The sequence below is a fragment of the Bradyrhizobium sp. Ghvi genome, assembly GCF_900115265.1.
Classification (GTDB): domain Bacteria; phylum Pseudomonadota; class Alphaproteobacteria; order Rhizobiales; family Xanthobacteraceae; genus Bradyrhizobium.
Map to the genome: position 1 here is coordinate 663452 of NZ_FOVU01000002.1, position 25331 is coordinate 688782.

At 64.6% G+C, this 25331-nt stretch carries 21 protein-coding genes and 1 pseudogene; 10 read left to right on the forward strand and 12 right to left on the reverse strand.

The features are described from left to right. Nucleotides 1–81 precede the first annotated feature (81 nt). A complete protein-coding gene (locus tag BM374_RS09955; RefSeq protein ID WP_092291380.1) occupies nt 82–2454 on the forward strand; it encodes a xanthine dehydrogenase family protein molybdopterin-binding subunit in 2373 nt (790 codons plus the stop codon). Between the two features lie 162 nt (nt 2455–2616). Here the strand turns inward: BM374_RS09955 and BM374_RS09960 are convergent, their stop codons facing one another. Continuing rightward, nucleotides 2617–3417, reverse strand: coding sequence for a hypothetical protein (locus tag BM374_RS09960; protein WP_092291382.1), 801 nt, complete (start codon nt 3415–3417; stop codon nt 2617–2619). Between the two features lie 106 nt (nt 3418–3523). Between BM374_RS09960 and BM374_RS09965 the strand changes: the two genes are divergently transcribed. From BM374_RS09965 to BM374_RS09975, 3 genes are read left to right on the forward strand one after another with little or no spacing between them, the layout of a single operon-like run. Continuing rightward, nucleotides 3524–4015 (forward strand): YaiI/YqxD family protein, encoded by a 492-nt coding sequence (locus BM374_RS09965; RefSeq protein ID WP_092291384.1) that lies wholly within the window; start codon nt 3524–3526, stop codon nt 4013–4015. Between the two features lie 2 nt (nt 4016–4017). Further along, entirely contained in the window at nt 4018–5829 is a 1812-nt protein-coding gene (locus BM374_RS09970) for an ABC-F family ATP-binding cassette domain-containing protein (RefSeq protein WP_092291386.1), read from the forward strand. A 2-nt stretch (nt 5830–5831) separates the two neighbouring features. Beyond that, nucleotides 5832–6911, forward strand: a complete 1080-nt coding sequence (locus BM374_RS09975; protein ID WP_092291388.1) for a D-TA family PLP-dependent enzyme — start codon at nt 5832–5834, stop codon at nt 6909–6911. Here the strand turns inward: BM374_RS09975 and BM374_RS09980 are convergent. After that, entirely contained in the window at nt 6908–7810 is a 903-nt protein-coding gene (locus BM374_RS09980) for a LysR family transcriptional regulator (RefSeq protein WP_092291390.1), read from the reverse strand. The genes BM374_RS09975 and BM374_RS09980 overlap by 4 nt on opposite strands. 93 nt (nt 7811–7903) lie before the next feature. Here BM374_RS09980 and BM374_RS09985 point away from each other — a divergent pair, with 93 nt between their 5' ends. Then, nucleotides 7904–9121 (forward strand): MFS transporter, encoded by a 1218-nt coding sequence (locus BM374_RS09985; protein ID WP_092291392.1) that lies wholly within the window; start codon nt 7904–7906, stop codon nt 9119–9121. On the opposite strand, the gene BM374_RS09990 is transcribed toward BM374_RS09985, so the two are convergent. The 8 genes and pseudogenes from BM374_RS09990 to BM374_RS10025 all read right to left on the reverse strand — a co-directional run bounded on the left by BM374_RS09990 (nt 9116) and on the right by BM374_RS10025 (nt 18601). Beyond that, complete coding sequence (locus tag BM374_RS09990; RefSeq protein ID WP_092291928.1) at nt 9116–10342, reverse strand: BaiN/RdsA family NAD(P)/FAD-dependent oxidoreductase; 1227 nt, start codon at nt 10340–10342, stop codon at nt 9116–9118. The genes BM374_RS09985 and BM374_RS09990 overlap by 6 nt on opposite strands. Next, nucleotides 10339–11256 carry an SDR family NAD(P)-dependent oxidoreductase gene (locus BM374_RS09995; protein ID WP_092291394.1) on the reverse strand — a complete coding sequence of 306 codons (918 nt, stop codon included), beginning with the start codon at nt 11254–11256 and terminating at the stop codon, nt 10339–10341. The genes BM374_RS09990 and BM374_RS09995 overlap by 4 nt, the downstream gene beginning before the upstream one ends. Nucleotides 11257–11481: 225 nt before the next feature. Next, the gene (locus tag BM374_RS10000) at nt 11482–11961 is read right to left on the reverse strand and encodes a MaoC family dehydratase (protein WP_092291396.1); all 480 of its coding nucleotides are present in this window, start codon (nt 11959–11961) and stop codon (nt 11482–11484) included. 137 nt (nt 11962–12098) lie between these two features. Further along, a complete protein-coding gene (locus tag BM374_RS10005; protein WP_092291398.1) occupies nt 12099–13817 on the reverse strand; it encodes an AMP-binding protein in 1719 nt (572 codons plus the stop codon). A 131-nt stretch (nt 13818–13948) separates the two neighbouring features. After that, a pseudogene (mmsB, locus tag BM374_RS10010) lies at nt 13949–14854 on the reverse strand (3-hydroxyisobutyrate dehydrogenase); the annotation flags it as partial. Nucleotides 14855–14872: 18 nt separating this feature from the next. After that, nucleotides 14873–15940: an enoyl-CoA hydratase/isomerase family protein gene (locus BM374_RS10015; RefSeq protein WP_092291402.1), complete on the reverse strand. Its 1068-nt coding sequence runs from the start codon at nt 15938–15940 to the stop codon at nt 14873–14875. Further along, a complete protein-coding gene (locus BM374_RS10020; RefSeq protein WP_092291404.1) occupies nt 15937–17082 on the reverse strand; it encodes an isobutyryl-CoA dehydrogenase in 1146 nt (381 codons plus the stop codon). Before BM374_RS10020 ends, BM374_RS10015 begins: the two co-directional genes overlap by 4 nt. 22 nt (nt 17083–17104) lie before the next feature. Further along, entirely contained in the window at nt 17105–18601 is a 1497-nt protein-coding gene (locus BM374_RS10025; protein ID WP_092291406.1) for a CoA-acylating methylmalonate-semialdehyde dehydrogenase, read from the reverse strand. A 102-nt stretch (nt 18602–18703) separates the two neighbouring features. On the opposite strand from BM374_RS10025, the gene BM374_RS10030 reads away from it, so the two are divergent. Next, on the forward strand, nt 18704–19612 hold the full coding sequence (locus BM374_RS10030) for a LysR family transcriptional regulator (RefSeq protein WP_092291408.1): 909 nt from the start codon (nt 18704–18706) through the stop codon (nt 19610–19612). Nucleotides 19613–19659: 47 nt separating this feature from the next. On the opposite strand, the gene BM374_RS10035 is transcribed toward BM374_RS10030, so the two are convergent. Beyond that, nucleotides 19660–20277 carry a TetR/AcrR family transcriptional regulator gene (locus BM374_RS10035; protein WP_092291410.1) on the reverse strand — a complete coding sequence of 206 codons (618 nt, stop codon included), beginning with the start codon at nt 20275–20277 and terminating at the stop codon, nt 19660–19662. 59 nt (nt 20278–20336) lie between these two features. Continuing rightward, nucleotides 20337–20876: a PaaI family thioesterase gene (locus tag BM374_RS10040; protein ID WP_092291412.1), complete on the reverse strand. Its 540-nt coding sequence runs from the start codon at nt 20874–20876 to the stop codon at nt 20337–20339. Between the two features lie 148 nt (nt 20877–21024). On the opposite strand from BM374_RS10040, the gene BM374_RS10045 reads away from it, so the two are divergent. From BM374_RS10045 to BM374_RS10060, 4 genes are all read left to right on the forward strand, one after another. Further along, nucleotides 21025–21795 carry an enoyl-CoA hydratase gene (locus BM374_RS10045; protein WP_092291414.1) on the forward strand — a complete coding sequence of 257 codons (771 nt, stop codon included), beginning with the start codon at nt 21025–21027 and terminating at the stop codon, nt 21793–21795. Nucleotides 21796–21920: 125 nt separating this feature from the next. After that, nucleotides 21921–23117, forward strand: coding sequence for an acetyl-CoA C-acyltransferase (locus BM374_RS10050; protein WP_092291416.1), 1197 nt, complete (start codon nt 21921–21923; stop codon nt 23115–23117). Between the two features lie 110 nt (nt 23118–23227). Further along, entirely contained in the window at nt 23228–24523 is a 1296-nt protein-coding gene (locus BM374_RS10055; protein WP_092291418.1) for an MFS transporter, read from the forward strand. Nucleotides 24524–24645: 122 nt separating this feature from the next. After that, entirely contained in the window at nt 24646–25311 is a 666-nt protein-coding gene (locus tag BM374_RS10060; RefSeq protein ID WP_244552566.1) for an inorganic diphosphatase, read from the forward strand. The last annotated feature ends 20 nt before the right edge of the window (nt 25312–25331 follow it).

Below are 25331 nucleotides of genomic sequence, written 5' to 3' on the forward strand. Positions count from 1 at the left end.
CCGTGGGCTATCTCAAGGGGGTCCGGCCCCCTCCACGCGCCCCGCGAAATCGCGCCATTGCCGGCTTTTCAGGTCGATTCCATGCAAGAACACACCAAATCGTCCACGCTCGAAAACGCTATTGCACTGCAAAAATATGGCGTCGGGCAACCGGTCCGCCGCAAGGAGGACGACACGCTGGTGCGCGGCAAGGGCCGCTACACCGACGATTTCAACCTGCCCGGCCAAGCCTACGCCGTGATTGTCCGCTCGACCCATGCCCATGGCGTAATCCGCGGCATCGGGGTCGACGCCGCCAAGGCCATGCCAGGCGTGCTGGGGGTTTGGACCGGCAAGGACCTCGATGCCGCCGGCTATGGCCCTTTCACCTGCGGCCTGCCGCTGAAGAGCCGCGACGGCTCGCCCCTGCTTCAGACCAACCGGAAGCCGCTGGCGACCGACAAGGTCCGCTTCGTCGGCGATCCCGTCGCCTTCGTGGTGGCGGAGACTCTGGCCCAGGCGCGCGACGCAGCCGAGGCGGTGGAACTCGACATCGAGCCGCTACCGGCGGTGACCGACCCCGAGGAAGCCGCCAAGCCCGGCGCGCCGCAGCTCTATGACCACATCCCGAACAATGTCGCGCTCGACTATCATTATGGCGACACGGACAAGGTCAACGCGGCCTTTGCCAGCGCCGCCCATGTCACCAGGATGAACATCGAGAACACTCGCGTCGCCGTGGTCTCGATGGAGCCGCGCGTCGGACTCGCCTCCTACGACAAGAAGACCGAGCGATACACCATCCAGATGCCGACGCAGGGCGTCGCGGGCAACCGCGCCAATCTCGCCAAGAACCTGAAGGTGCCGAACGAGAAGGTGCGCATCCTCACCGCCAATGTCGGCGGCTCCTTCGGCATGAAGAACGTCAACTACCCCGAATACATGTGCATCCTGTACGCAGCGAAGGCGTTGGGACGCCCGGTGAAATGGACTGACGAGCGCTCGACCAGCTTCCTCTCCGACAGCCACGGCCGCGCGCAGAAGATCCATGCCGAGCTCGCGCTCGACGCCGAAGGGCATTTTCTCGCGGCCAGGCTCTCCGGCTACGGCAATCTCGGCGCCTACATCACCGGCGTTGCGCCGAGCCCGCTCTCGCTCAACACCGGCAAGAATTTTTCCAGCGTCTACCGCACGCCCCTGATGGCGGTCGACATCAAGACGGTGCTGACCAACACCACGCTGATGGGCGCCTATCGCGGCGCCGGCCGGCCTGAGGCCAACTACTACATGGAGCGGCTGATCGACCGCGCCGCCGACGAGATGGGCATCAACCGCCTGACGTTGCGCAAGCGCAATTTCATCAAGGCGAACCAGATGCCGTTCGCGGCCTCCTCCGGCGTTACCTATGACAGCGGCGATTTCCAGGCCGTGTTCAACAAGGCGCTCGAGATCTCCGACCATGAGAACTTCGCCAAGCGCAAGAAGGAGAGCAAGAAGGCCGGCAAGCTGCGCGGCATCGCGGTCGGCTCGTACCTGGAGGTCACCGCGCCGCCGAGCCCCGAGCTCGGCAAGATCGTGTTCGATCCCGATGGCACCGTGCAGCTGATCACCGGCACGCTCGACTATGGCCAGGGCCACGCCACGCCCTTCGCCCAGGTGCTGTGTGCGCAGCTCGGCGTTCCCTTCGAGAGCGTCAAGCTCGTGCAGGGCGACAGCGATATCGTCCACGCCGGCAACGGCACCGGCGGTTCGCGCTCGATCACTGCGAGCGGCATGGCGATCGTTGAGGCCTCCAAGCTCGTCATCGAGAAGGGCAAGCGGGCCGCCGCGCATATGCTGGAGGCGTCCGAGGCCGACATCGAGTTCGAAGGCGGCAGCTTTACGATCGCCGGCACCGATCGCAGCATCGACATCATGGAGCTCGCCCGGCGCTTGCATGACGGCAAGGTGCCTGATGGCGTGCCTGACTCACTCGACGTCGACCACACCAGCGAGCCGGTGCCGTCGGCCTTCCCGAACGGCTGCCACGTCGCCGAGGTGGAGATCGATCCGGAGACCGGCGTGGTGGAGATCGTGCGTTACAGCGCGGTCAACGACTTCGGCACGGTGATCAACCCGATGCTGGTCGCGGGCCAGCTCCATGGCGGTGTCGTGCAGGGCATCGGCCAGGCGCTTATGGAGCACATCCGCTACGACGAGAGCGGCCAGCCGATCACGGGCTCGCTGATGGACTACGCCCTGCCGCGCGCCGGGGACGTGCCTAACATGACGGTCGGCGACCATCCGGTGCCGGCCACGACCAACCCGCTCGGCAGCAAGGGCTGCGGCGAAGCCGGCTGCGCCGGCAGCCTGTCGACGGTGGTGAATGCGGTGCTCGATGCGCTCTCCGACTTCGGCATCAAGCACATCGATATGCCGCTGACCCCGGAGCGGGTGTGGCACGCGATCCAGGACGCGAAGACAAAGGCGGCGTAAGGGGCGCACGTCTGCCTCCACAACACTGCTGTCATCGCCCGGCCTTGAACGGGCGATCCAGCACTCCGAGAGGGTCGTGATTGACTGAGAGCCGCGGCGTACTGGATTCCCCGCCTTCGCGGGAATGACAGCGAATTTGTGGAAGCGCTGTGCCGCTCCCAGCTACGCCGCCTCCTGCTCGCGCGGCTGGTAGATCGCGATGTGCTGGCAGTGCGCCAACGGCGTCGTACCGTTGGCGACGACGAGTGCGTCGAGCTCGACGAAACGGTGGCCTTTCTTCTCGTAATTCGCTGTAACTTTTGCTCGCGCGGTGATCTCGTCGCCGGTGCGCGCAGCTGACAAGAGCTGCATGCGACTGCCGACGTGGATCCATGGGCCCAGAATGGTGTTGTCGACCAGCACGCGGTTCATCACACGCTGAATCAGGCCGGGATGACCGAGCCCCTCGCGCGCGAAGATCGGGTCGGTCTCCCTGATGTCGGCAAGATAGTCGGCCGCCGCCTGCCCGGCCCAGCGGCGCGGCGCCGTGCCGAGCCATTTGCCGACCCCGAAGATCTCAGGGCTGACCGGCTTGCGCTCGGTCACCGCAGAGGTCTCGACATAGTCGCCCAATGAGACCGCTGGCGCTGCCGCCGGCAGCGACGCGGTCCCCGTGGCGCAGAGCTCGGTGCGACTGAACACCTCGATCGTGAGCTGCCCATTGTGCTCGGTTGCATCCACATCAGCCGTTTCGGCATCATAGACCGGCTTGATGAAGCGGGCCTCGATCAGCCCGTGGCTGAGGAAATCGCGGCCCCAGCGGGCCAGCGGCACGTGCATCATGTAGGCGAACACGTCGACACCGGGGACCAGCCCGCCGGAAAAGCCGAACCGGCGCGCCACCGTGTCGTCATGCATCTTGTTTTCGGACTGCTTTGCGGTGTTGTAGGCCTCGACGCGCCAGGTTTCGAGCCGGTTCGGCATGGGTCATCTTTTCCCGTATTCTTGTTGTTTCGACCCAATCGTAGGCCCCGGGGAACATCGGTCAATCCCCTCGCCTTTGCGGCCCGAATGGGTTACCACGCGGCGAATGACTGACACCCCCACCCGCATCTATGTCGATGCCGACGCCTGCCCGGTGAAGGACGAAATCTATCGCGTCGCGCTCCGCCATGGCGTGCCCGTGAGCGTCGTCGCCGGTAACTTCATCCGCGTGCCACAGGACCGGCTGATCGAGCGTATCGCCGCCGGCTCCGGCATGGACGCCGCCGACGACTGGATTGCCGAGCGGGCAAGGCCCGGCGACGTGGTCGTCACGTCGGACATTCCGTTGGCGAGCCGCTGCGTAAAAGCGGGCGCCGAGGTAATCGCGCCGAACGGCAAGCCGTTCACAGAAGAATCGATCGGCATGACGCTGGCGGTGCGCAATCTGATGACCGATCTGCGCTCGGCCGGCGAAGTCACCGGTGGCCCCAGATCGTTCTCGCCGCGCGACCGCTCCGCCTTCCTCTCGGCGCTCGACCAGACGCTGCGCCGGATCCAACGCCGCCGCGCCGACCAGGCCGCCACGAGCCAAGGCTAGTCATGGCACCGCCGCTGATCCAACTCAAAGACATCAAGCTGACCTTCGGCGGCACGCCGCTGCTGTCGGGCGTCGAGCTCAATGTCGCTCCATCCGAGCGCGTCTGCCTGATCGGCCGCAACGGCTCCGGCAAGTCGACGCTGCTGAAGATCGCGGCCGGCCTGGTCGAGCCGGACGGCGGCACGCGCTTCGTTCAACCCGGCGCCACCGTTCGTTACCTACCGCAGGAGCCGGACTTCGGCGAGCACAAGACCACGCTGAGCTATGTCGAGTCCGGGCTCGCGCCGGGCGACGACCAGCACCAGGCGCGCTATCTGCTGGAGCAGCTTGGCCTCACCGGAGAGGGGAACCCGCACAACCTCTCCGGCGGCGAAGCGCGGCGCGCGGCGCTGGCCTATGTGCTGGCACCCTCGCCCGACATCCTGCTACTGGACGAGCCGACCAACCATCTCGATCTCTCCACCATCGAATGGCTGGAACAGGAGCTGGACAGCCGTCGCAGCGCGCTTGTCATCATCAGCCACGACCGCCGCTTCCTCACCAATCTTTCGCGTTCGACCGCCTGGCTCGACCGCGGCAAGATCAAGCAGATCGACCGCGGCTTCGCCTCGTTCGAGAGCTGGCGCGACGAGGTGCTGGCGGAGGAAGAACGCGACCAGCACAAGCTCGACCGCAAGATCGTCGACGAGGAGCATTGGCTGCGTCACGGCGTTTCCGGACGGCGCAAGCGCAACGTCAAGCGGCTCGCCAATCTGCATGCGCTGCGCGACCAGCGCCGCAACTACCGCGGCACGGCCGGCGCTGCCAGTCTCGCCGCGGCCGAGGCCGAGCAATCCGGCAAGCTGGTGATCGAGGCGAAGGGCATCACCAAGGCCTATGGCGACCGCGTGATCGTCGACAATTTTTCGACCCGCATCCAGCGCGGCGACCGGCTCGGCATCATCGGCCCGAACGGCGCCGGCAAGACCACGCTAGTCAATCTCCTCACTGGCGCAACGCAGCCGGATTCCGGGACGTTGCGGCTCGGCGCCAATCTGGAGATGGCGACGCTCGACCAGCACCGCGAAAGTCTCGACCCCAAATCAACGCTGGCGGAAGCCCTGACCGGCGGTCGCGGCGACCACGTCATGGTCGGCGGCAAGCCGAAGCACGTCGTCGGCTACATGAAGGACTTTCTGTTTGCACAGGAGCAGCGCGGAACGCCGCTGGAAGTTCTGTCCGGCGGGGAGCGCGGCCGGTTGATGCTGGCGCGCGCGCTGGCCAAACCCTCGAACCTGCTCGTGTTGGACGAACCCACCAACGATCTCGATCTCGAAACCCTCGACGTGCTCGAGGAGATGCTCGGCGACTACGAGGGCACGGTCATCCTGATCAGCCACGACCGCGACTTCCTCGACCGCGTCGTCACGTCAGTGATCGCGCCCGAAGGAAACGGCAAGTGGATCGAATATGCCGGCGGCTACAGCGACATGCTGGCGCAGCGCGGCGCCGATTTGAAGCGCGAGACGGTGAAGACGCAGGTCCCGGCGGAGAAGAAAGAAGAGCGCATCGCTGCTCCCGTCTCCGCGCCGAAGCGCAAGTTGAGCTTCAACGAGAAGCACGCGCTGGAAACGCTGCCGAAGAAGATGGAGACGCTGCAGGCCGACATTACAAAGCTGCAGCACGTGCTGGATGATCCGAATCTCTATGCCAGGGATCGCAAGAAATTCGACGACACGTCCGCTGCTATCGCCAAAGCGCATGAGGAACTGTCCGCAGCCGAAGAGCGCTGGCTCGAACTTGAAATGCTTCGCGAAGAAATAGAGCAGGCCTAATCATGACAACCACTCTCGCCGCAAAAATCGCACGTGAATACGGCACGCCCTGCGCCGTCATCGACATGGACCGGGTCGAGCGCAACATTGCGCGGATCCAGAAGGCCTGCGACGATGCCGGAATCGCCAACCGGCCGCACATCAAGACGCACAAGAACCCGACCCTGGCGAAGATGCAGGTCGCGGCCGGCGCGAAAGGTATCACCTGCCAGAAGATCGGCGAGGCCGAGATCATGGCCAATGCCGGCATCGACGACATCCTGATCAGCTACAACCTGCTTGGCGAGGAGAAGATGGCGCGCCTCGGCGCGCTGAATGCCAAAACCAACATCACGGTCGCCGCCGACAATTCGACGGTCGTTGCCGGCCTGCCGAAGGCCGCCGCTGCGTCGGGCCGCCCCCTCTCGGTCGTGGTCGAATGCGACACGGGCCGCAAGCGTGCCGGCGTCGAGACGCCGGCGGAAGCGATCGCGCTGGCGCGCGAGATTGCCGGCTCGAACGGGCTCGAATTCGCCGGCTTCATGCTCTATCCGACCGAGGGCGGATGGGCTGACGCACAGAAGTTCTACGACGAAGCGCTGGCCGGCGTGCGCGCGCACGGGCTGAATGCCAAGATCGTCTCGACCGGCGGCACGCCGAACCTCATCAATATCGGCAAGCTCAAGGGCGGCACCGAGCATCGCTTCGGCACCTACATCTACAACGACCGCATGCAGGTCGCGGCCGGCGTCGCGACCTGGGACGATTGCGCCCTGCACATCTATTCGACCGTGGTGAGCCGCGCCGCGCCCGAGCGCGGCATTCTGGATGCCGGCTCCAAGACGCTCACGACCGACACCGGCGGCCTCGACGGCCACGGCCTGATCCTGGAGCACCCCGAAGCCAAGATCGCGAAGTTCGCCGAGGAGCACGGCTTCCTCGATCTCTCCCGCAGCAACACCCGGCCGAACGTGGGGGATGTCGTGCGGATCGTGCCGAACCACGTCTGCGTCGTCGTCAACATGATGGACGAGGTCCTGATGGTCCGCGGCGAGGAGATCATCGGCACGCTGCCGGTGGCGGCGCGCGGCAAGCTGCGCTAGGCGCGGATCAGAGCCTGCAGCTCCCGATCGAGGCCCTCGCGGAACAGGTTGATCGGTCGGGCTAGTCGCCCGGCCGGAGGACGATGCACCAGCCATGCCCGCACGGCAGGATTGAAGTCCCGAGCAGCGACCGGCTTGAGTTGCTTACGAAACGCGCTGCGCTTCAATGCGAGCGGCGTCACCAGGCCGACGCCAAGGCCGCGCGCCACGAGCGACAGGCGAAGCTCGCTGTCGAGCGCCTCCACCGCGACCGTGAACGGCAAATGCTCGGCATCGAAGCGGCGCTTGAGCGTGTCGCGGAATCCGCAGCCGTCCTGGTTGATCACCCATGGGAGCTGCGACAGGCGCTCGAGATCTACAGCGCGCGGAATCTTCGTGTCGCGCGCGACGACGAACACCACGGGCTGCGCCCCGAGATCGTCAGCGACGAGATCAGCGGGCGGCGCCGCCCCGTCGGGCAGGCAGATCGCGGCGGCATCCAGCTCGTTACGGCTGACCCGCTCGACCTGGTTGGGTGACCAGCCCGAGACGACGCGCACGCTCAGCGCAGGAAATTCGGCACGCACCGCATCCAGCGGTGCACTGAGCCCGGCCTCCGACAGAAACGGCGTGAGGCCAAGTCTGAACTCGCCGCGAACCACGCCGTCGCTCGCAACGCCGGCCTTCAGATCGTCCAGCATTCTGAGCAAACGGCGGCCCTGCTCATAGGCCTCGTGTCCCGCGGCCGTCGGCTTCAGCGGTTTCGACAAGCGGTCCAACAACTGCGTGCCCAGCATCTCCTCCAGATTCTGGATGCGCCTCGTCACGCCCGGCTGGGTGAGGTTGAGACGCGTCGAGGCCGCGACGATCGATCCGGTCTCAACCACCGCGACGAAGGCGACGAGGTCATGGGTGTTCATGATAAACTCGCATATTCTTTATAGACTTAATTGAATTGTAGCATATCGCGCACCCCGCTTAAAGAGGACCCCGCATTCCATCCGCGAGGTCCCATGACCATTTCCGAAACCGCCGGGCTTACGGCCCCCAAGCAGCTCGCCGAACGATCCCTGATCTGGCTTGGCGCGATCACCACCGGCGCCGTCGTCACCAATTTGTTCGCGCCGCAGATTCTGGTCGGCCTGATCGGCCGATCGCTGGCCATGACCGCGCTTCAGGCCGGTCTGGTCAGCACGTTGACCCTGCTCGGCTACGCGCTCGGCCTGCTGTTGCTCGTGCCGCTGGTCGATCTTATCGAGAACCGGCGCTTGATCCTGCGCACGCTCGGCTGCGCAATCGTCGCCACGCTGGCAACGGCATTGGCGCCGACACCCTCGTTACTATTGCTGGCTACGTTCATCCTCGGCGGGTCCTGCGCGGCGATCCAGATGATGGTGCCTCTCGTGGCCTCAATGGTGGTGCCCGAACGACGTGGGCAGGCTATCGGCGAGGTGATGGGCGGATTGATGATCGGCATTTTGCTGTCGCGGCCCGCGGCGAGTTTGATTGCCGACCTCTGGAGCTGGCGCGCCTACTATCTCGCCTCAGCCGTTCTGATGACTCTCCTCGTCGTTGCGCTCGCCCGCTATCTGCCGAAGCTGCAGCCAGCGGTCCGCGTCGGCTACGTCGACTTGCTCCGCTCATTCCCAAAGCTGCTACGGGAGGAGCCTGTGCTGCGCGTGCGCGCCTGGACAGCTTCCCTGGTCATGGCGTCTTTCACCGCATTCTGGTCCGCTGTCGCGCTGCGCCTGCCGGATGCACCCTTTACGCTGGATGCCAAGGGCATTGCGGCTTTCGCGCTGATCGGCGTTGCGGGCGCCGCGGCGACGCCTCTCGCCGGCCGTGGGGGCGACAAGGGGTGGGCACGACCGATCTTCTTCGCCGCTCACCTGTGCATCATCGGCTCACTCGCCCTTTGCGCCTGGGCGGGCGTGATCGAGTCCCGCAGCGCTGCCCTGCTGGTGTTGAGCCTCGGCACCATCCTGCTGGACATCGGCATCACTGCCGACCAGACGCTCGGGCGCCGCGCCATCAATTTGCTGCGACCCGAGGCGCGCGGTCGTATCAACGGCCTGTTCGTCGCGCTGTTCTTCGTCGGCGGGGGCGTCGGCTCCGCGGCAGCCTCGCTGGCCTGGAGCTATGCCGGCTGGACCGCGGTCTGCGCCGTCGCGGCCGGCTTCGGTATCCTCGGCCTCCTCACCGATCTCTTGACCAGGACCGGCACGTCATGATTGCGACGATGCCAGCCAGGCCGAAACGCCCCTGCCCGCAGCAGCCCCCGTCGCGAACGACGCCTGGAGCAAATAGCCCCCGGTCGGCGCCTCCCAATCCAGCATCTCGCCAGCGGCGAACACGCCGGGCAGTTTGCGTAGCATGAAGTTCTCGTCCAGCTCATCGAAACTAATACCGCCCGCGGTCGAGATCGCGCGCTCGATCGGCGCGACACCGGTGAGCTGAATCGGAATCGCATTCACCAGATTCGCAAGCTCCGCCGGCGACAGCGCGGCGAGCGTCCGGCCGCATGCAATAGCTGCCTCCTGCATCAGACCGATGCCGACAGGCGACAATTGCGCCGCCTTGCGCAGGAAGTTTGCGAGCGATTGCTTGCCGCGGGTCCCCGATAGCCGCGTGGTCAGTGCGGCTGTGTCGAGGTCGGGCCGCAATGCAATCATCAGCGTCGCCTGCCCCAGGCCCAGCACCGCCTCGCGCAGTTCAGCGGACAGCGCGTAGACCGCGCCGCCCTCGACGCCGCTGCGGGTGATCATGGCCTCGCCGCGTACGGTGTGCGCGCCAATCGTCAGCGCCACGCCCTTGAGCGGTTGGCCTTCGAACCGGTCACGGAAGACGTCGGACCAGGCGACAGCGAAACCGGAATTTGCCGGCCGCAACTTCGAGATGGCAATGCCCTTCGCGGCGAGACAATCGACCCATGCGCCATCCGAGCCGAGCCGCGGCCAGCTCGCCCCTCCCAGTGCAAGCACCGTTGCGCTCGGCGTAATGACTCGCGGGCCGTCGGGCGTTTGGAATTGAAGCCGCCCTTCCGCATCCCAGCCCGACCAGCGATGCCGAAAGGCGAATTGCACGCCTGATACGTCGAGCCGCCGCAGCCAGGCGCGCAGCAAGGGCGAGGCCTTGAACGTTTTGGGAAACACTCGTCCGCTGCTTCCGACAAAGGTCAGCTGTCCAAGGCCAGCGCTCCAGTCGCGCAGCGCATCAGGCGGAAACGCTTCGACCGCAGCGCGCAGGTACGGCATCGCCTGCCGGTAGCGCGGAAGGAAAACCGGCAACGGTTCGCTGTGGGTGAGATTGAGGCCGCCCCTGCCCGCCATCAGGAATTTGCGACCAGCAGACAGCATCGCGTCGTAGACAGTGACGCCGGCGCCGCCTTGCGCCAGCACCTCTGCCGCCATCAGCCCGGCGGGACCGGCACCGATGACGGCGACGTCAGTCAGAGCTTGATCCCCGCCCGTGCCGCGGCCTGCGCCACGTATTTCTGCGTCTGCTCGAATGCGCCGGCCAGCGCCTTGGCCTTCGACATGTCGCTGATCTCGGCGAAATGCGTCGCGATCGCGTCCGGCGTCCATTCGGACTCCGGCAGATTGATGCCTTCGCTCTCGAGAATCTTGATCACGGCGAAGGAGCCGGCGCCGGCACCCATGATGGTGCGGGTCGGCGCGTCCTCGCTCAGCATGTACTCGACCGCCGGCGTGATCGCGTTCGGCTTCATCAGCTGCAGCGCCTGCGGTGGCAGCAACTCTTCCGTCATGCGGGTTGCCGCCGTCGGCGAGATGATATTGACGCGGATGTTGTTCTTGCGGCCTTCCTCAGCCAGCACGTTCATCAGGCCGACCATGCCCGATTTGGCCGCACCATAATTGGCCTGGCCGAAATTGCCGTAGAGGCCGGAGGATGAGGTCGTCAGCACGATGCGGCCATAGTTGCGGTCGCGCATGCCGGCCCAGACCGCCTTGCAGCAGTAGAAGGTGCCGACGAGATGCACGTCCAGCACCTTCTGGAAATCGGCCGCTTCCATCTTGCCGAACGACTTGTCGCGCAGGATGCCGGCATTGGCACACATGATGTCGACGCTGCCCCACTCCTTGGTGGCGCGCTCGACCATCGCGGTGACTTGCTCGAAGTTGGAAACGTCGGCGCCGTCGGCTATTGCGGTGCCGCCGGCTTTCCGAATCTCCTCGACCACGGCTTCAGCCGGCGACAGCGAGGCGCCGGTGCCGTCGCGCGCGCCGCCAAAATCGTTGACGACGACCTTCGCGCCCCGGCTCGCAAGACCCAGCGCATGCGCCCTGCCAAGACCATTTCCCGCGCCGGTGACGATGGCGACGCGTCCGTCAAACCTGATTGCCATGAGTGCGTTACCTTTCTCCTTCTCCCCTTGTGGGAGAAGGTGGCGCGAAGCGCCGGATGAGGGGTCTCTCTCCACAGATGTGCTCGCGGAGAGAGACCCCTCACCCGGCTTTGCTTTCGCGAAGCCACCCTCTCCCGCAAGGGGAGAGGGTTCGAGCGCACCCGATTTGAACAGCTTTTGAGCAGCGATGGCTTGCCGGGTCAAGCCCGGCAGCGACGCCTCAAGTCAAGCGATATAGATCAGGCCGAGCCAGTCCGCGACCAGCGCGGGCTTGTCCTCGCCTTCGATCTCCACCGTCACGTTGGTGCGAGACTGCAATTCACCTGGCTTGCGCAGCTTGGCTTCGGCCAGCACGAAACGGCCGCGGACGCGCCCGCCCGAGCGGACCGGCGAGATGAAGCGCAGCTTGTCGAAGCCGTAATTCACGCCCATCGTGGTGCCCGCAATCACCGGCATCACTTCGTAGGACATCACCGACAACATCGACAGCGTCAGGAAACCGTGTGCGATGGTGGTGCCGAACGCGGTCTCAGCCTTCGCCCTTTCTGGGTCGACGTGGATGAACTGGTGATCCTCGGTCACCTCAGCGAAGGTGTCGATGCGGGGCTGATCGATCACATGCCAGGACGACACCCCGATCTCCTTGCCGACCATCGCCTGATAGGCTTCCAGCGTGATCGGCGGCTTCTTCCAGATTTGGTTCATGATTGGCTCCAACCATCGTCATTCCGGGACGCGCGAAGCGCGAGCCCGGAATCCATCGCGCTGCAGTCTCTGCGGCGAATTGGATTCCGGGATCGATGCTGCGCATCGCCCCGGAATGACGTGCTCTTTTCGTTCACTTAAGTTTCGCCCCGTGTTTTCGGCAGCTCCGGAAAATCCTCCTCACGGAATTCCCGGCCGCGCAGCGGATCGTTGCGATCATCGTCGCGTTCGAGCCGTCGTAGCTGCACACGGCGGATTTTGCCAGAGATCGTCTTCGGCAATTCGGTGACGATTTCGAGCCGGCGGATACGCTTGAAGGGCGCGAGGCGCGTGTGCAGGTGCTTGAAGATCGAGAGCGCCGTCTCAGGCGTCCGTTCCGCGCCCGCAATCAGCAGCACGAACGCCTTGGGGATCGCGAGCCGGATCGGATCGGGGCTCGGCACCACGGCGGCTTCCGCGACCAGCTCATGCTCGAGCAGCACGCTCTCCAGCTCGAACGGGCTGATACGATAGTCCGAGGACTTGAACACGTCGTCGGAGCGACCGACAAAGGTGAGATAGCCATCCTCGTCTTCAAACACGACGTCACCGCTGCGATAAAGCTCGCCCTCAGCGCCCGACAGGTTGCCATCGTCGTCCTGATAGCCCTGCATCAAGCCGGCGGGCCTGTTAGCACCCAGCAGCAGCGCCACCTCGCCTTCTTTCGCCGGATGGCCGTCGGCATCGCTGACCTGCACGCGATAGCCCGGCAGCGGCCGGCCCATCGAGCCGACCTTGATCTTTTGGCCTGGCGAATTGCCGGCAAGCGCCGTGGTCTCGGTCTGGCCGTAGCCGTCGCGGATGGTGAGGCCCCAGGCGGCCTGCACCTGATCGATCACCTCAGGATTGAGCGGCTCGCCGGCGCCGCAGACTTCGCGCAAGGTAACCTCGAACGAGGCCAGGTTCTCCTGGATGAACAAGCGCCACACCGTCGGCGGCGCACACAGCGTCGTGACGCCGCAGCGGCCGATGGTGGCGAGCAGGCCCTTGGCATCGAAGCGCGGCTGGTTGACCACGAACACCGTGGCGCCCGCATTCCAGGGCGCGAAGAAACAGCTCCAGGCATGCTTGGCCCAGCCGGGCGATGAAATGTTGAGATGGATGTCGCCGGGCTTCAGCCCAATCCAGAACATCGTCGAGAGATGCCCGACCGGATAGCTGCGCTGGCTGTGGCGCACCAGCTTTGGTTTTGCCGTGGTGCCCGAGGTGAAATACAGCAGCATTGGGTCGTCGGCATGGGTCGGACCGTCTGCCGCAAAACTCTCTGAACATTTCGCTGCCTCGCCGTAAGCGAGCCAACCATCGGACGCCTCGCCGACAATGATGCGCGCAACGCCGTCGACACCCAGGCTCGCAAATTTCGCGACCTGGTCCTGCGCGGCCACCACTGCCTTCGCCTTGCCGCGGTCGAGCCGATCACGCAACTCGTCGGCGGTGAGCAGCGTGGTGGCGGGAATGACGACAACGCCCAGCTTGATTGCCGCGAGCATCGTCTCCCACAGCGGCACCACATTACCGAGCAGCAGCAAGAGATGATCGCCGCGCTTCAGGCCCTGCGCACGCAGGAAGTTGGCGACCTGGTTCGACCGCTGCGACAGCGCCGCAAAGGAGAGCTTTGTGTGCTTGTCCTGGGCGGCATCGACAATCCAGAGCGCGGGCCGGTCCTTGCTCTCCGCATTCGTCGCCAGCTCAGCATCGAACCAGTCGAGCGCCCAGTTGAAGGGGGCCGGATCGGGCCAGCGGAAATCCCTGACCGCTGTCTCGTAATCCGTGCGGTGAGCGAGAAGAAACGCGCGCGCGTCCTGAAATGTCGTCATCCGGCTTCACCACGTTCACCGCCGTCATCCTGAGAAGCCGCGAAGCGGCGTCTCGAAGGATGGCCACAGATACCGTCTTCTCTTCCTTCGAGGCTCGCCCAGCGGCGCAGTTGCGCCGCAAGGCTCGCACCTCAGGATGACGAAGATCGAGCTAGTCCCCTAACGTGCTTGATAATTCCGGAAAAATCCACCCCGCCCTGGCCGGCTGCGTCGAAGGACTGATAGATCTCCTGGGCATGCTTGCCGAGCGGCGTCGCCGCGCCGGCAGCCTTGGCGGCGTCCTGCGCCAGGGTCAGATCCTTCACCATCAGCGCCGAAGCGAAGCCCGGCTTGTAGTCGTTGTTGGCCGGCGAAGTCGGCACCGGGCCCGGAACCGGGCAATAGGAGGTCAGCGACCAGCACTGGCCTGACGAGGTCGAGGCGACATCGAACAGCGCCTGGTGCGAGAGCCCGAGCTTTTCACCAAGTGCGAAAGCCTCGCTCACAGCAATCATGGAAATGCCGAGGATCATGTTGTTGCAGATTTTGGCTGCCTGCCCGGCGCCGGCACCGCCGCAATGCACGATCTTCTTGCCCATATTTTCCAGCACCGGCTTTGCCGCCGCGAACGCGTCCGCTTCACCGCCGCACATGAAGGTGAGCGTGGCACCCTTGGCGCCGCCGGTGCCGCCGGAGACCGGCGCGTCGACCGAGAGCACGCCGTGCTGGGCTGCGAGCGCGTGCGCCTGCCGCGCGCTTTCGACGTCGATTGTGGAGCTGTCGATGATCAACGCGCCTTTGGTCATGGCTGGAAGGACTTCATTCCAGACGCCGAGCACGTGCTTGCCGGCCGGCAACATGGTGACGACGACATCGGCGCCCTTTGCCGCGGCAGTTGCGCTGTCCCCAACGGTGGCCCCATCGGCCTTGGCCTGATTGCGCGAGGCTTCGACGAGGTCGAACGCCACCACCTTGTGGCCGGCCTTGACGAGGTTGGCAGCCATCGGGCCGCCCATGTTACCGAGGCCGATGAATGCGATCGTGGCCATTGTCGTTTCCTCCCCTTGTAGCGTTGATTAGTTGAACTTGAGCTCGTCGGCACCGATCTCGGCGAAATAGGGTGCCAGCACTTGCGGCGTCACATCCTCGATCCGCGGCGGCGACCATGAGGGATTGCGATCCTTGTCGATCACGGCCGCGCGAACGCCTTCCCGAAAGTCATCGCTGCGGAACACTTCCAGCGCGGCGCGATATTCGCGCACCAGACACTCTTCGAGGCTCGATGATGCACGTGCGAGACGCAGCAGCTTCAGCGTTACCGCCATACCGCGCGGCGATTTTTCGTTGAGCGTCTTCAGCGTGGCCAACGCGAAGTCGGAGCCGTCGCGCTTGAGCGCGGCGAAGATGTCCTCCATGCGATCGAAGCCGAACAGAGCGTCGATCACAGGCTCTTGGGCGGCGACCGGGCCCGCCCTCTCCCCAGTCGCAAAGCCGTTGATCAGCTTGGTGACCTCGGATGCAATCACGCCCTGACGAACCCTGGTTAGCGCCTCGCGCAGCTCCGGCCATTTGGCGGCCGGCACCACCGCATCCGCGAACTTCGCATGGATCGCGTCAGGCCCGTTCATGGTGCGGCCGGTGAGCCCGAAATAAGTGCCGATTTCACCCGGCGAGTGCGACAGCAGGTAGGTGCCCCCGACGTCCGGGAAGAAGCCGAGGCCGACCTCGGGCATTGCCAGCTTGGTACGATCCGTGACGACACGATGGCTCGCATGCGCGGACAAGCCGACGCCGCCGCCCATGACGATGCCGTCCATGAAGGCGACATAGGGCTTCGGAAACCTCTTGATCCGGGCGTTGAGGATGTATTCCTCGCGCCAAAGGATCTTACCGAGATCACCATTGGCCTTCGAGCTCTCCCAGAGCATGCGGATGTCGCCACCGGCGCACAGGCCGCGCTCGCCGGAGCCCTCCAGCAGGATCAATGCGACAGCCGGATCGGCCTCGAAACGGTCGAGCGCCTTGTCGATGTCGCGAAACATCTCCAGCGTCACGGCATTGATCGCCTTGGGACGGTTGAGCCTGACGATGCCGGCCGCTCCCTCGACGCGGGCGACGAGATCGCCCTCTTCCACTCCACTCATCGCGCGCCCTCGATCAATTTGCGCGCCACGATCAGCCGCATGATTTCATTGGTGCCTTCAAGGATCTGGTGCACGCGCAGATCGCGCACGATCTTCTCGACGCCGTATTCACTGAGATAACCATAGCCGCCGTGCAACTGCAGCGCATGGTTGGCGACCTCGAAGCCGACGTCGGTACCGAAACGCTTGGCCATCGCGCAGAGCATGGTGGCGTCGGGGTCCTTGCGATCCAATGCAGCCGCGGCACGCCACAGGAAGGTACGCGCGGCCTCAAGCTCGATTGCCATGTCGGCAAGACGGAACTGCAACGCCTGGAATTCGTCCAGACGCTTTCCAAACGCCTTTCGCTCCTTCATGTAGGCGCGCGCCTTGTCGAGTGCGGTCTGTGCGCCGCCGAGCGAGCACGCCGTGATGTTGAGGCGCCCACCATCGAGGCCGGCCATCGCGATCTTGAAACCGACGCCCTCTTCGCTCAGCCTGTTGGCAACAGGCACGCGGGCGTTCTCGAACATCACCGCGCGGGTTGGCTGCGCATTCCAGCCCATCTTGCGCTCGTTGGCGCCGAAGGAGACGCCCGGCGTCTTGCCATCGATGACGAGAGTCGAGATCCCGCCAGGGCCATCGCCGCCGGTGCGCACCATCGCGACCAGCAGATCAGTACCGCCGGCGCCGGAGATGAACTGCTTTTGGCCGTTGAGGACGTAGTGATCGCCGGCCCGCACCGCGCGGGTGCGCAGAGCCGCCGCATCCGAGCCGGCACCGGGCTCGGTCAGGCAGTAGCTCGCGATCAGCTCCATCGAACAGAGCTTTGGCAGCCATTGATGGCGCTGGGTGTCGCTGCCGAAGGCATCGATCATCCAGCTCGCCATGTTGTGGATGGAGATGAAGGCCGAGGTGGTCGGACAGCCCGTCGCCAGGGCCTCGAAGATTAGCGCCGCGTCGAACCGCGACATGGCAGAGCCGCCGACATCGTCGCGGATGTAGATGCCACCCATACCGAGGGCAGCGGCCTCGCGCATCACATCGACGGGGAAGTGCTTTTCCTCGTCCCAACGCAGCGCGTGCGGGGCGATCTTCTCAGCCGCAAACGCCAACGCCATATCGCGAACCGCGACCTGATCCTCGTTCAGAGCGAATTGCATCCCGGCCTCGCTCCTCAGAGGATCACTTCATCGTCGGGATGGAGAACTCCGCGCCTTCCTTGACGCCGGACGGCCAGCGCGAGGTCACCGTCTTGGTCTTGGTATAGAAGCGGACCGAATCCGGACCGTGCTGGTTGAGATCGCCGAAACCGGACTTCTTCCAGCCGCCGAAGGTGTAATAGGCGATCGGCACCGGGATCGGCACGTTGATGCCGACCATGCCGACATTGACCTTGGCCGCGAAATCACGCGCGGCATCGCCGTCGCGGGTGAAGATGGCAACGCCGTTGCCGTAGTCATGATCGGACGGCAGCGCCAGCGCTTCCCTGTAATCATGCGCGCGCACGACCGAGAGCACGGGCCCGAAGATCTCTTCCTTGTAGATCCGCATGTCCTTGGTGACGTTGTCGAACAGCGAACCGCCAAGATAGAAGCCGTTCTCATAGCCCTGCATCTTGAAGCCGCGGCCGTCAACGGCAAGCGTCGCGCCCTCCTTGATGCCGATGTCGATGTAGCTCTTGACCTTCTCGACAGCCTCGCGCGTCACCAGCGGACCGTAATCGGCCGACGGATCGATCGAAGTGCCGATCTTGAGGCTTTCGACACGCGGGATCAGCTTGTCCATCAGGCGGTCGCCGGTGGTCTTGCCGACAGGCACGGCGACGGAAACAGCCATGCAGCGTTCGCCGGCCGAACCGTAGCCCGCACCGATCAGCGCGTCGACGGCTTGGTCCATGTCGGCATCCGGCATGATGATGGCGTGGTTCTTGGCGCCGCCAAAACATTGGCAGCGCTTACCCGTCTGCGCGGCGCGCTCATAGATATACTGCGCGATCGGCGTGGAGCCGACGAAGCCGATCGCCTTGATGTCGGGATCGTCGAGGATCGCATCGACCGCTTCCTTGTCGCCGTTGACGACGTTGAGGATGCCTGCCGGCAGGCCCGCCTCGATCATCAGCTCGGCGAGCTTCATCGGAACGCCGGGATCGCGCTCGGACGGCTTCAAGATGAAGGCATTGCCACAGGCGATCGCAGGCGCGAATTTCCACATCGGGATCATCGCCGGGAAGTTGAACGGGGTTATGCCGGCGACAACGCCGAGCGGCTGGCGCATCGAATAGATGTCGATGCCTGGACCGGCGCCTTCGGTGTACTCGCCCTTCATCAAATGCGGGATGCCGCAGGCAAACTCGGCGACCTCGAGGCCGCGCTGGATGTCGCCCTTCGCATCGGGCACGGTCTTGCCGTGCTCGCGCGCCAGAAGCTCGGCGAGCTTGTCGTAGTCGCGCTGCACCAGCTCGAGGAATTTCATCATGACGCGGGCGCGCCGCTGCGGGTTGGTCGCGGCCCATTCAGGCTGCGCAGCGCGGGCGTTCTCGACGGCGGCGCGGACTTCGGCCTTGGACGCCAGCGCGACCTTGGCCTGGACGTCACCGGTCATCGGTTCGAAGACGTCGGCGGTGCGGCCCGAGGTGCCCCTGACCTCCTTGCCACCGATGAAATGTCCGATTGAACGCATGGGATGGTCTCCTTCAGGCCGAGCTTGAACGCTTTGACAAATCCTATTGACCTGCATTTTATAGGATTCAAGTCTGAGATAATGCACCATAGATGTGCGAAAATGCTGGATCAAGGTCACATCGATTGGGACGATTTTCGCTTCGTGCTGGCCATCGTGCGGGGCGGCTCGGTGTCGGCTGCGGCAAAACAGCTTGGCGTCGACCATGCCACCGTGATCCGCCGCGTCGACCGGCTGGAGAAGCATCTCTCGGCCAAGCTGTTTGACCGGCGCAAGACCGGCTATCTCCTCACGGAGGCCGGCCAGCGCGTCGCGGACAGTGCCGAGGCGATGGAATCCACCATTGTCGCCAACCAGGAGCAGGTCGGCGGTTCGGTGGCGCGGCTGACCGGGACGGTGCGGATCGGCGCGCCAGACGGGTTCGGCACCGCGTTCCTGGCGCCGCGTCTCGCCCCCTTCGCCGACCGGTATCCCGATCTCGACCTGCAACTTGTAGCGACCGCTCGGCTGTTCAGCCTCTCCAAGCGCGAGGCCGACATTGCCATCAGCCTGACGATGCCGAAGGAAGGCAGGATCGTCGGCCGCAAACTGCTCGACTATCGCCTCGGGCTCTATGCCGCGCCGGCCTATCTCGATCGCTTTCCTGAGATCACCTCGCGGCAGGAACTGCTCCAGCACCGTTTCGTCGGCTACATCGAGGAGCTGCTGTTCACGCCGGAACTCGACTATCTGCCGCAGGTCTCGCCGCGCATCTCTGCCCGCTTCCGCAGCGCCAATCTGATCGCGCAGCTCAACGCCACGCTGTCAGGCTTCGGCATCGCGGTGCTGCCGCACTTCATGGCGAGCGACTATCCGCAGCTCATGGCGGTGCTGCCCGAGGAGATCTCGATCACCAGGACGTTCTGGATGCTGATGCATGCCGACAGCAAGGACCTCGCCCGGATCCGGGCGGTCGCGGATTACATCGGCGAGATCGTGGAGCGCGAGCGGGCGTTGTTTGCGGGAGGATAACATCGGTGCCGCAGGGTGGACAAAGCGATAGCGTGCCCACGATCTCGTTACTGCCTCGCCTTCTTCGCCGTCGCAACCTTCGGCTCTCGCTTCGCTCCCTCCAGCGCACTGTCCCTGCCCGCCTTCAGCACTTCGTCCGACAGCTCGCTGGAGGCGGCGATGCGCGCCAGCAGCATGGTGCCGGCCATGGTCGCCAGCGTCGCGATCGCCTGTTTGCGCGCGGCCTTGCGCGGCAAATTGGGGATGAAATCGGTCAGCATCTCGATCATCTCGTCGAGCTTGCCGGCAAAGGCTTTTCGCGTCTTCGGACTCTCGCGGGCGATCTCGGCCCCGAGCGCGGGGATCGAGCAGCCATGGCCGGGATTGTCCCGATGCAGCGCCGAGAGATAGGTCTCGACGATCTGAACGAGCTGCTTCTCGGGGGCGACCTGATCGGATTGCTTGCGCCAGTGCTCCATCGAGCGGTCCATGGCGTAGGCAAAGGCCTCGATCACCAGCGCCTCGCGCGAATCGAAATGGGCGTAGAAGCCGCCATGGGTCAGCCCCGCCTCCTTCATGAGGTCGGCAACGCCAATGCCGTGGGCCCCCTTTTCGCGCAGCCGCACGGACGCCTTTTTCACGATACGGTCGTGGGTTTCCTGCTTGTGTTCCGGGGAATAGCGCATGCGGTTCTCATTGGATGTCGAAGATCATGTCATAACACGGATATCGGCCGAACGGCGCATTAATTCCCGGTAAAATTGTTACCGACCATGGAAAAGGTTGCAGTTGCGTGGACCGCGAGTGCGCCCTTACCGTCGCGCACAAATCCTTCGGTGTAGCTGGTCTGGCGTCCGAGCTTAATGACCTTGCCCTCGGCCGAGATCAGCCCGGACCGGACCGACAGCGGACGCAGGAAGGTCATCTTCAGATCGAGCGTTACCGACGACTGCCCGGCCCCAAGCCGGGTCGAAATGGCGCAGCCCATGGCGGTGTCGAGGAGCGCGGCGGCGGTCGCCCCGTGCAGGAGGCCGATGGTGTTTTCAAGGTCCTCGCGCGGCTCCAGTTCCATCACGATCCGGCCCGGCTCGACAACCGCCATGACGAAGCCGATCAGCTTGGCAAAGGGCGGCGGCGGCAGCCGGCCATCGCGGATGCCGAGCATGGCGTCCATGCCTGACAATCCCATGGCCCTTCTCGCAACCGGCATGGGTGCCTGCCAGTCCACCACGCGCTCGCGCCTCTGCGCCGGTGAAAACAGGTCGGGTTGATCGGCTTCAGTCATTGGTCACCTTTTTATGATGATTGTCATACTATGATGCGAACTTCGCGCTGGCAACGCCATCCCGCCCGCTTGACAAGCGAGGCATTTCGGCCCGGAGTAATCCCGACCGCCGCGCCGGCGCCCGTCCACGAAACTTTCGAGATATCCGATGGAAATGCTCAACAACCACTGCGGCGTGACGCGCGATGCGCGCGGCGTCGTCAATGTCGCGATCTGCAATGCCGGCTCCCTGAACATTCTGGGCTCGCCCGTGATCGATGGGGTGCGCGAAGGGCTGCAAAAGCTCGCCACCGAGCGCAGCATCCGCGTGGTGGTGCTGCGCGGACAAAGCGAGAAGAGCATGATCGGCGGCGCCGACATCAAAGAGATGGCAAAGCTCGACCGGAAATCGGCCGAAGCGTTCATCAGGCGCCTGCGCGATCTCTGCGAAGCCGTGCGCCAATTCCCCGCCCCCATGATCGCACGGCTGCCCGGCTGGTGCCTCGGCGGCGGGCTCGAGGTCGCAGCCGCGTGCGACTTCCGCATCGCCGCGCATGATGCGCATTTCGGCATGCCCGAGGTGCGCGTCGGCATTCCCTCGGTGATCCACGCAGCGCTGCTGCCGCGGCTGATCGGCTGGGCCCGGGCGCGCTGGCTGGTGATGACAGCGGAGAACATCGACGCGCCGACGGCGCTGGCCTGGGGCCTGGTCGACAAGGTCGCACCGGCCGGCGGCCTGGATGCCGAGATCGAGCACCTCGTGAAGGCGCTGCTCGAATGCGGCCCCGAAGCGTTGCGTTCGCAGAAGGCGCTCCTACGGCAGTGGGAGGAGCTCTCGCTGACCGAATCGGTCAACCTCAGCGTCAAGGTGTTCGGCGAGTCGTTCCTGACGGACGAGCCGACGCGGCTGATGCAGGCGTTTGTGAACAGGAAGCGCTAGGTCGCTTCCCTTCCGGCGGCCAATGCCTACCCTAACCACGACATTTTCTCATACCGGACGCGGTTGCATTTTTTGCAACGCATCATATGATGACTATAATCTAAAACATCGCAGGGAGCCTTGTCATGGCTGAAGCCGCCGATCCCGTCGTCATCGTCTCCGCCGCCCGCACCCCGCTCGGCCGCTTTATGGGTGAGCTCTCGCCGCTTGCCGCGCACAAGCTCGGATCGCATGTGATCGATGCGGCGCTGGGCCGCGCAAAACTTGCGCCAGAGAAGGTCGATGAGGTCTTCATGGGCTGCGTGCTGCCGGCAGGACAAGGCCAGGCGCCGGCGCGTCAGGCGGCGCGTTCCGCGGGACTCCCGGACGCGACCGGCGCCACCACCATCAACAAAGTCTGCGGCTCCGGCATGAAGGCGACCATGCTGGCGCACGACATCATTCGCGCCGGCTCCGCCGAGATCGTCGTCTCGGGCGGCATGGAGAGCATGAGCAACGCGCCCTACCTGCTCGCGAAGGCGCGCGGCGGTTATCGCGCCGGCCATGACCGCATCATCGACCACATGATGATGGACGGGCTTGAAGACGCCTACGAAACCGGGCGTTCCATGGGTGATTTCGGCGAAGCCACGGCTGAAGCCTATCAATTCACCCGCAAGGACCAGGACGCCTACGCGATGGAGACGCTGAGCCGTGCGCGCAAGGCGGTCGAGGGCGGGGCGTTCAAGGCCGAGATCGCACCGATCACGCTGACCGAGAAGGCAGGCCCGCGCGTGATCGCCAATGACGAGCATCCGCTGAAGGTCGATCCCGCAAAGATTCCCGGCCTGAAGCCGGCGTTCCGCGCCAACGGCACCATTACGCCGGCCGCCTCTTCCGCCAATGCCGACGGCGCCGCCGCGCTGGTGCTGACGAAGCGTTCGCTCGCGAGCCATAACGGCCTGCCTGTTATCGCCGAGATCAAGGGTCACGCCACTCACAGTCAGGAACCGCAATGGTTCACCACGGCGCCGATCCCCGCGATCCGCAAGCTGCTCGACAAGGTCGGCTGGGCTGCCTCCGACGTCGACCTGTTCGAGATCAACGAAGCTTTTGCCGTAGTGGCGATGGCGGCACAGCGCGATCTCGGCATCCCCCGCGAAAAACTCAACATCAATGGCGGCGCCTGCGCGCTCGGCCATCCCATCGGCGCCACCGGCGCCCGGCTGATCGTGACGCTGCTGCATGCCCTCGAGGCCAACAACCTCAAGCGGGGTGTCGCGTCGCTCTGCATCGGCGGCGGCGAAGCCACCGCGATTGCGGTCGAGCGTCTCGCACACTGACAGCGCAAAGTCCTAAAATGAGGGAAGTCTGTCATTTCAGACTTACCTCTTCCATGTCAGACTGCAACCATGACACGGGCCTCGGGAGCCCGCCAAACCTGTGAGGGGCAATGATCTCGAACTGGCTCTCGGCTGTGCTCGGCCGCCGCAATATCCACTATGGCTGGGTGATGGTTGGGGTGACCTTCTTCGCCGCCTTGATCAGCGCCGGCACGGTCGGCGCCCCCGGCGTGTTCATTGTTCCGCTTCAGAAGGAGTTCGGCTGGAGCACGGCCGAGATCTCCTCCGCGCTCTCGATCCGCTTCATCCTGTTCGGGCTGATGGCGCCGTTCGCAGCCGCCCTGCTCAACCGCTATGGCCTGCGCAACGTCACACTGACCGCGCAGCTCATCGTCGTCTCGGCGCTCGTGCTCTCGCTCGGTATGACGCAGGTCTGGCAGCTCGTGGCGCTCTGGGGCGTGGTGATCGGTATCGGCACCGGCATGACCGCACTGGTACTGGGCGCCACCATTGCGACGCGCTGGTTCGCGGCGCGTCGCGGCCTCGTGATCGGCATCATGACCGCGAGCGTCGCCACCGGCCAGCTCGTATTCCTGCCGCTGCTCGCAAGCCTGACCGAACGCTTCGGCTGGCGCCTCGCGCTCGGGTTCGTCTGCATCATGCTTGGCGTTTCCGCGACGGCGGTTTTGCTCATCATGCGCGACCGTCCGAGCGATGTCGGTTTGCGCCCCTTCGGCGACGAAGGCACCGAGCCCCTGCCTGCGCCGCCCGCAAGCCACGGCTCGATTACGGCCGTCGCGCTCGGCACGCTGCGCGACGCCTCGAAGTCGAGTGCGTTCTGGATCCTGTTTGCGACCTTCTTCGTCTGCGGCGCCTCGACCAACGGCCTCGTGCAGGTGCACCTGATTCCGATGTGTCTCGACTTCGGCATCCCGCAGGTGCAGGCGGCGAGCCTCTTGGCGGCGATGGGCATCTTCGATTTCTTCGGCACCATCATGTCCGGCTGGCTGTCGGATCGTTATGACAACCGCTTCCTGCTGTTCTGGTACTACGGCCTGCGCGGACTCTCTCTGATCTTCCTGCCCTTCAGCGATTTCTCGTTCTATGGCCTGTCGATCTTCGCAATGTTCTACGGGCTCGACTGGATCGCCACGGTCCCACCGACGGTGCGCCTCACAGCGCAAAAGTTCGGGCCCGAGCGCGCCAATCTGGTGTTCGGCTGGATCTTTGCCGGCCACCAGCTCGGTGCCGGCACCGCCGCGTTCGGGGCAGGCCTGTCGCGGACGCTGCTGCAAAGCTACCTGCCCGCCTTCTTCGTCGCCGGCGCGCTCTGCGTGTTCGCCTCGCTGATCGTCCTGGCGCTGTCGCGACAGCCAAAGCCGCAGGCCAAGCCCGCGATGGCCTAGAAGCCGTCGCTTCGTTCGCATTCAGGGCGCATTGTTCGGTGAAGGGCCCCGCGGCCTCATCAGCACTTTCGTTCGCAACGTTACGCTATCGCCGAAGGTTCCTAAGACTGAAGCCGTAGACGATGCCCGGCGCCAGCGCGGTTGGCGCCTTCGCCGGCATCGTCCCCGATCGCAATATTCGGGGACGGCAAGTGATGAGATCTGGAACGATCGTTGGCCGGCTCCAGTTCTCACAAAGCCCGGAGGATGAGAGCGTACGGATACCGAACGAGATGACGAATCTACTGAAGCTTCCGACGTGGGCAGATGATGAACACGTATTCGCGGTGGTTGAAACTCCCCGGTCGAGCACGTGCAAGCTGGACCTTGATCCGAAATTCCACATCTTCACTCTCGCCAAGCCGCTGATGGCCGGGCTCAGCTACCCCTATGATTGGGGCTTCATCCCTTCGACCAAAGCCCAGGATGGAGATCCGCTCGACATCCTGATCATACACGATGCGCGCACGTATCCCGGCGTCGTCCTCAAATGCAAACCGGTCGGCATTCTGGAGGTGGAGCAGAAGAGCAACGGCAAGAAGGAGCGCAATGATCGCGTGTTCGCGGTACCCGATCGGTCGCCGCTCGAAACCGACCTCACGGACATTCGCCATCTGCCTCCCCGTGCGCGAGATGAACTCGAAGAGTTCTTCCGTGCCACCAACGCGCTCGAGAACAAGGAACTCAAATTCCTGGGCTGGCGGGGCCCCCGGCATGCCGTCAAGACCATCAAGCGCTTGTCCAGGTAAGACGCCGGAACATCAACAAA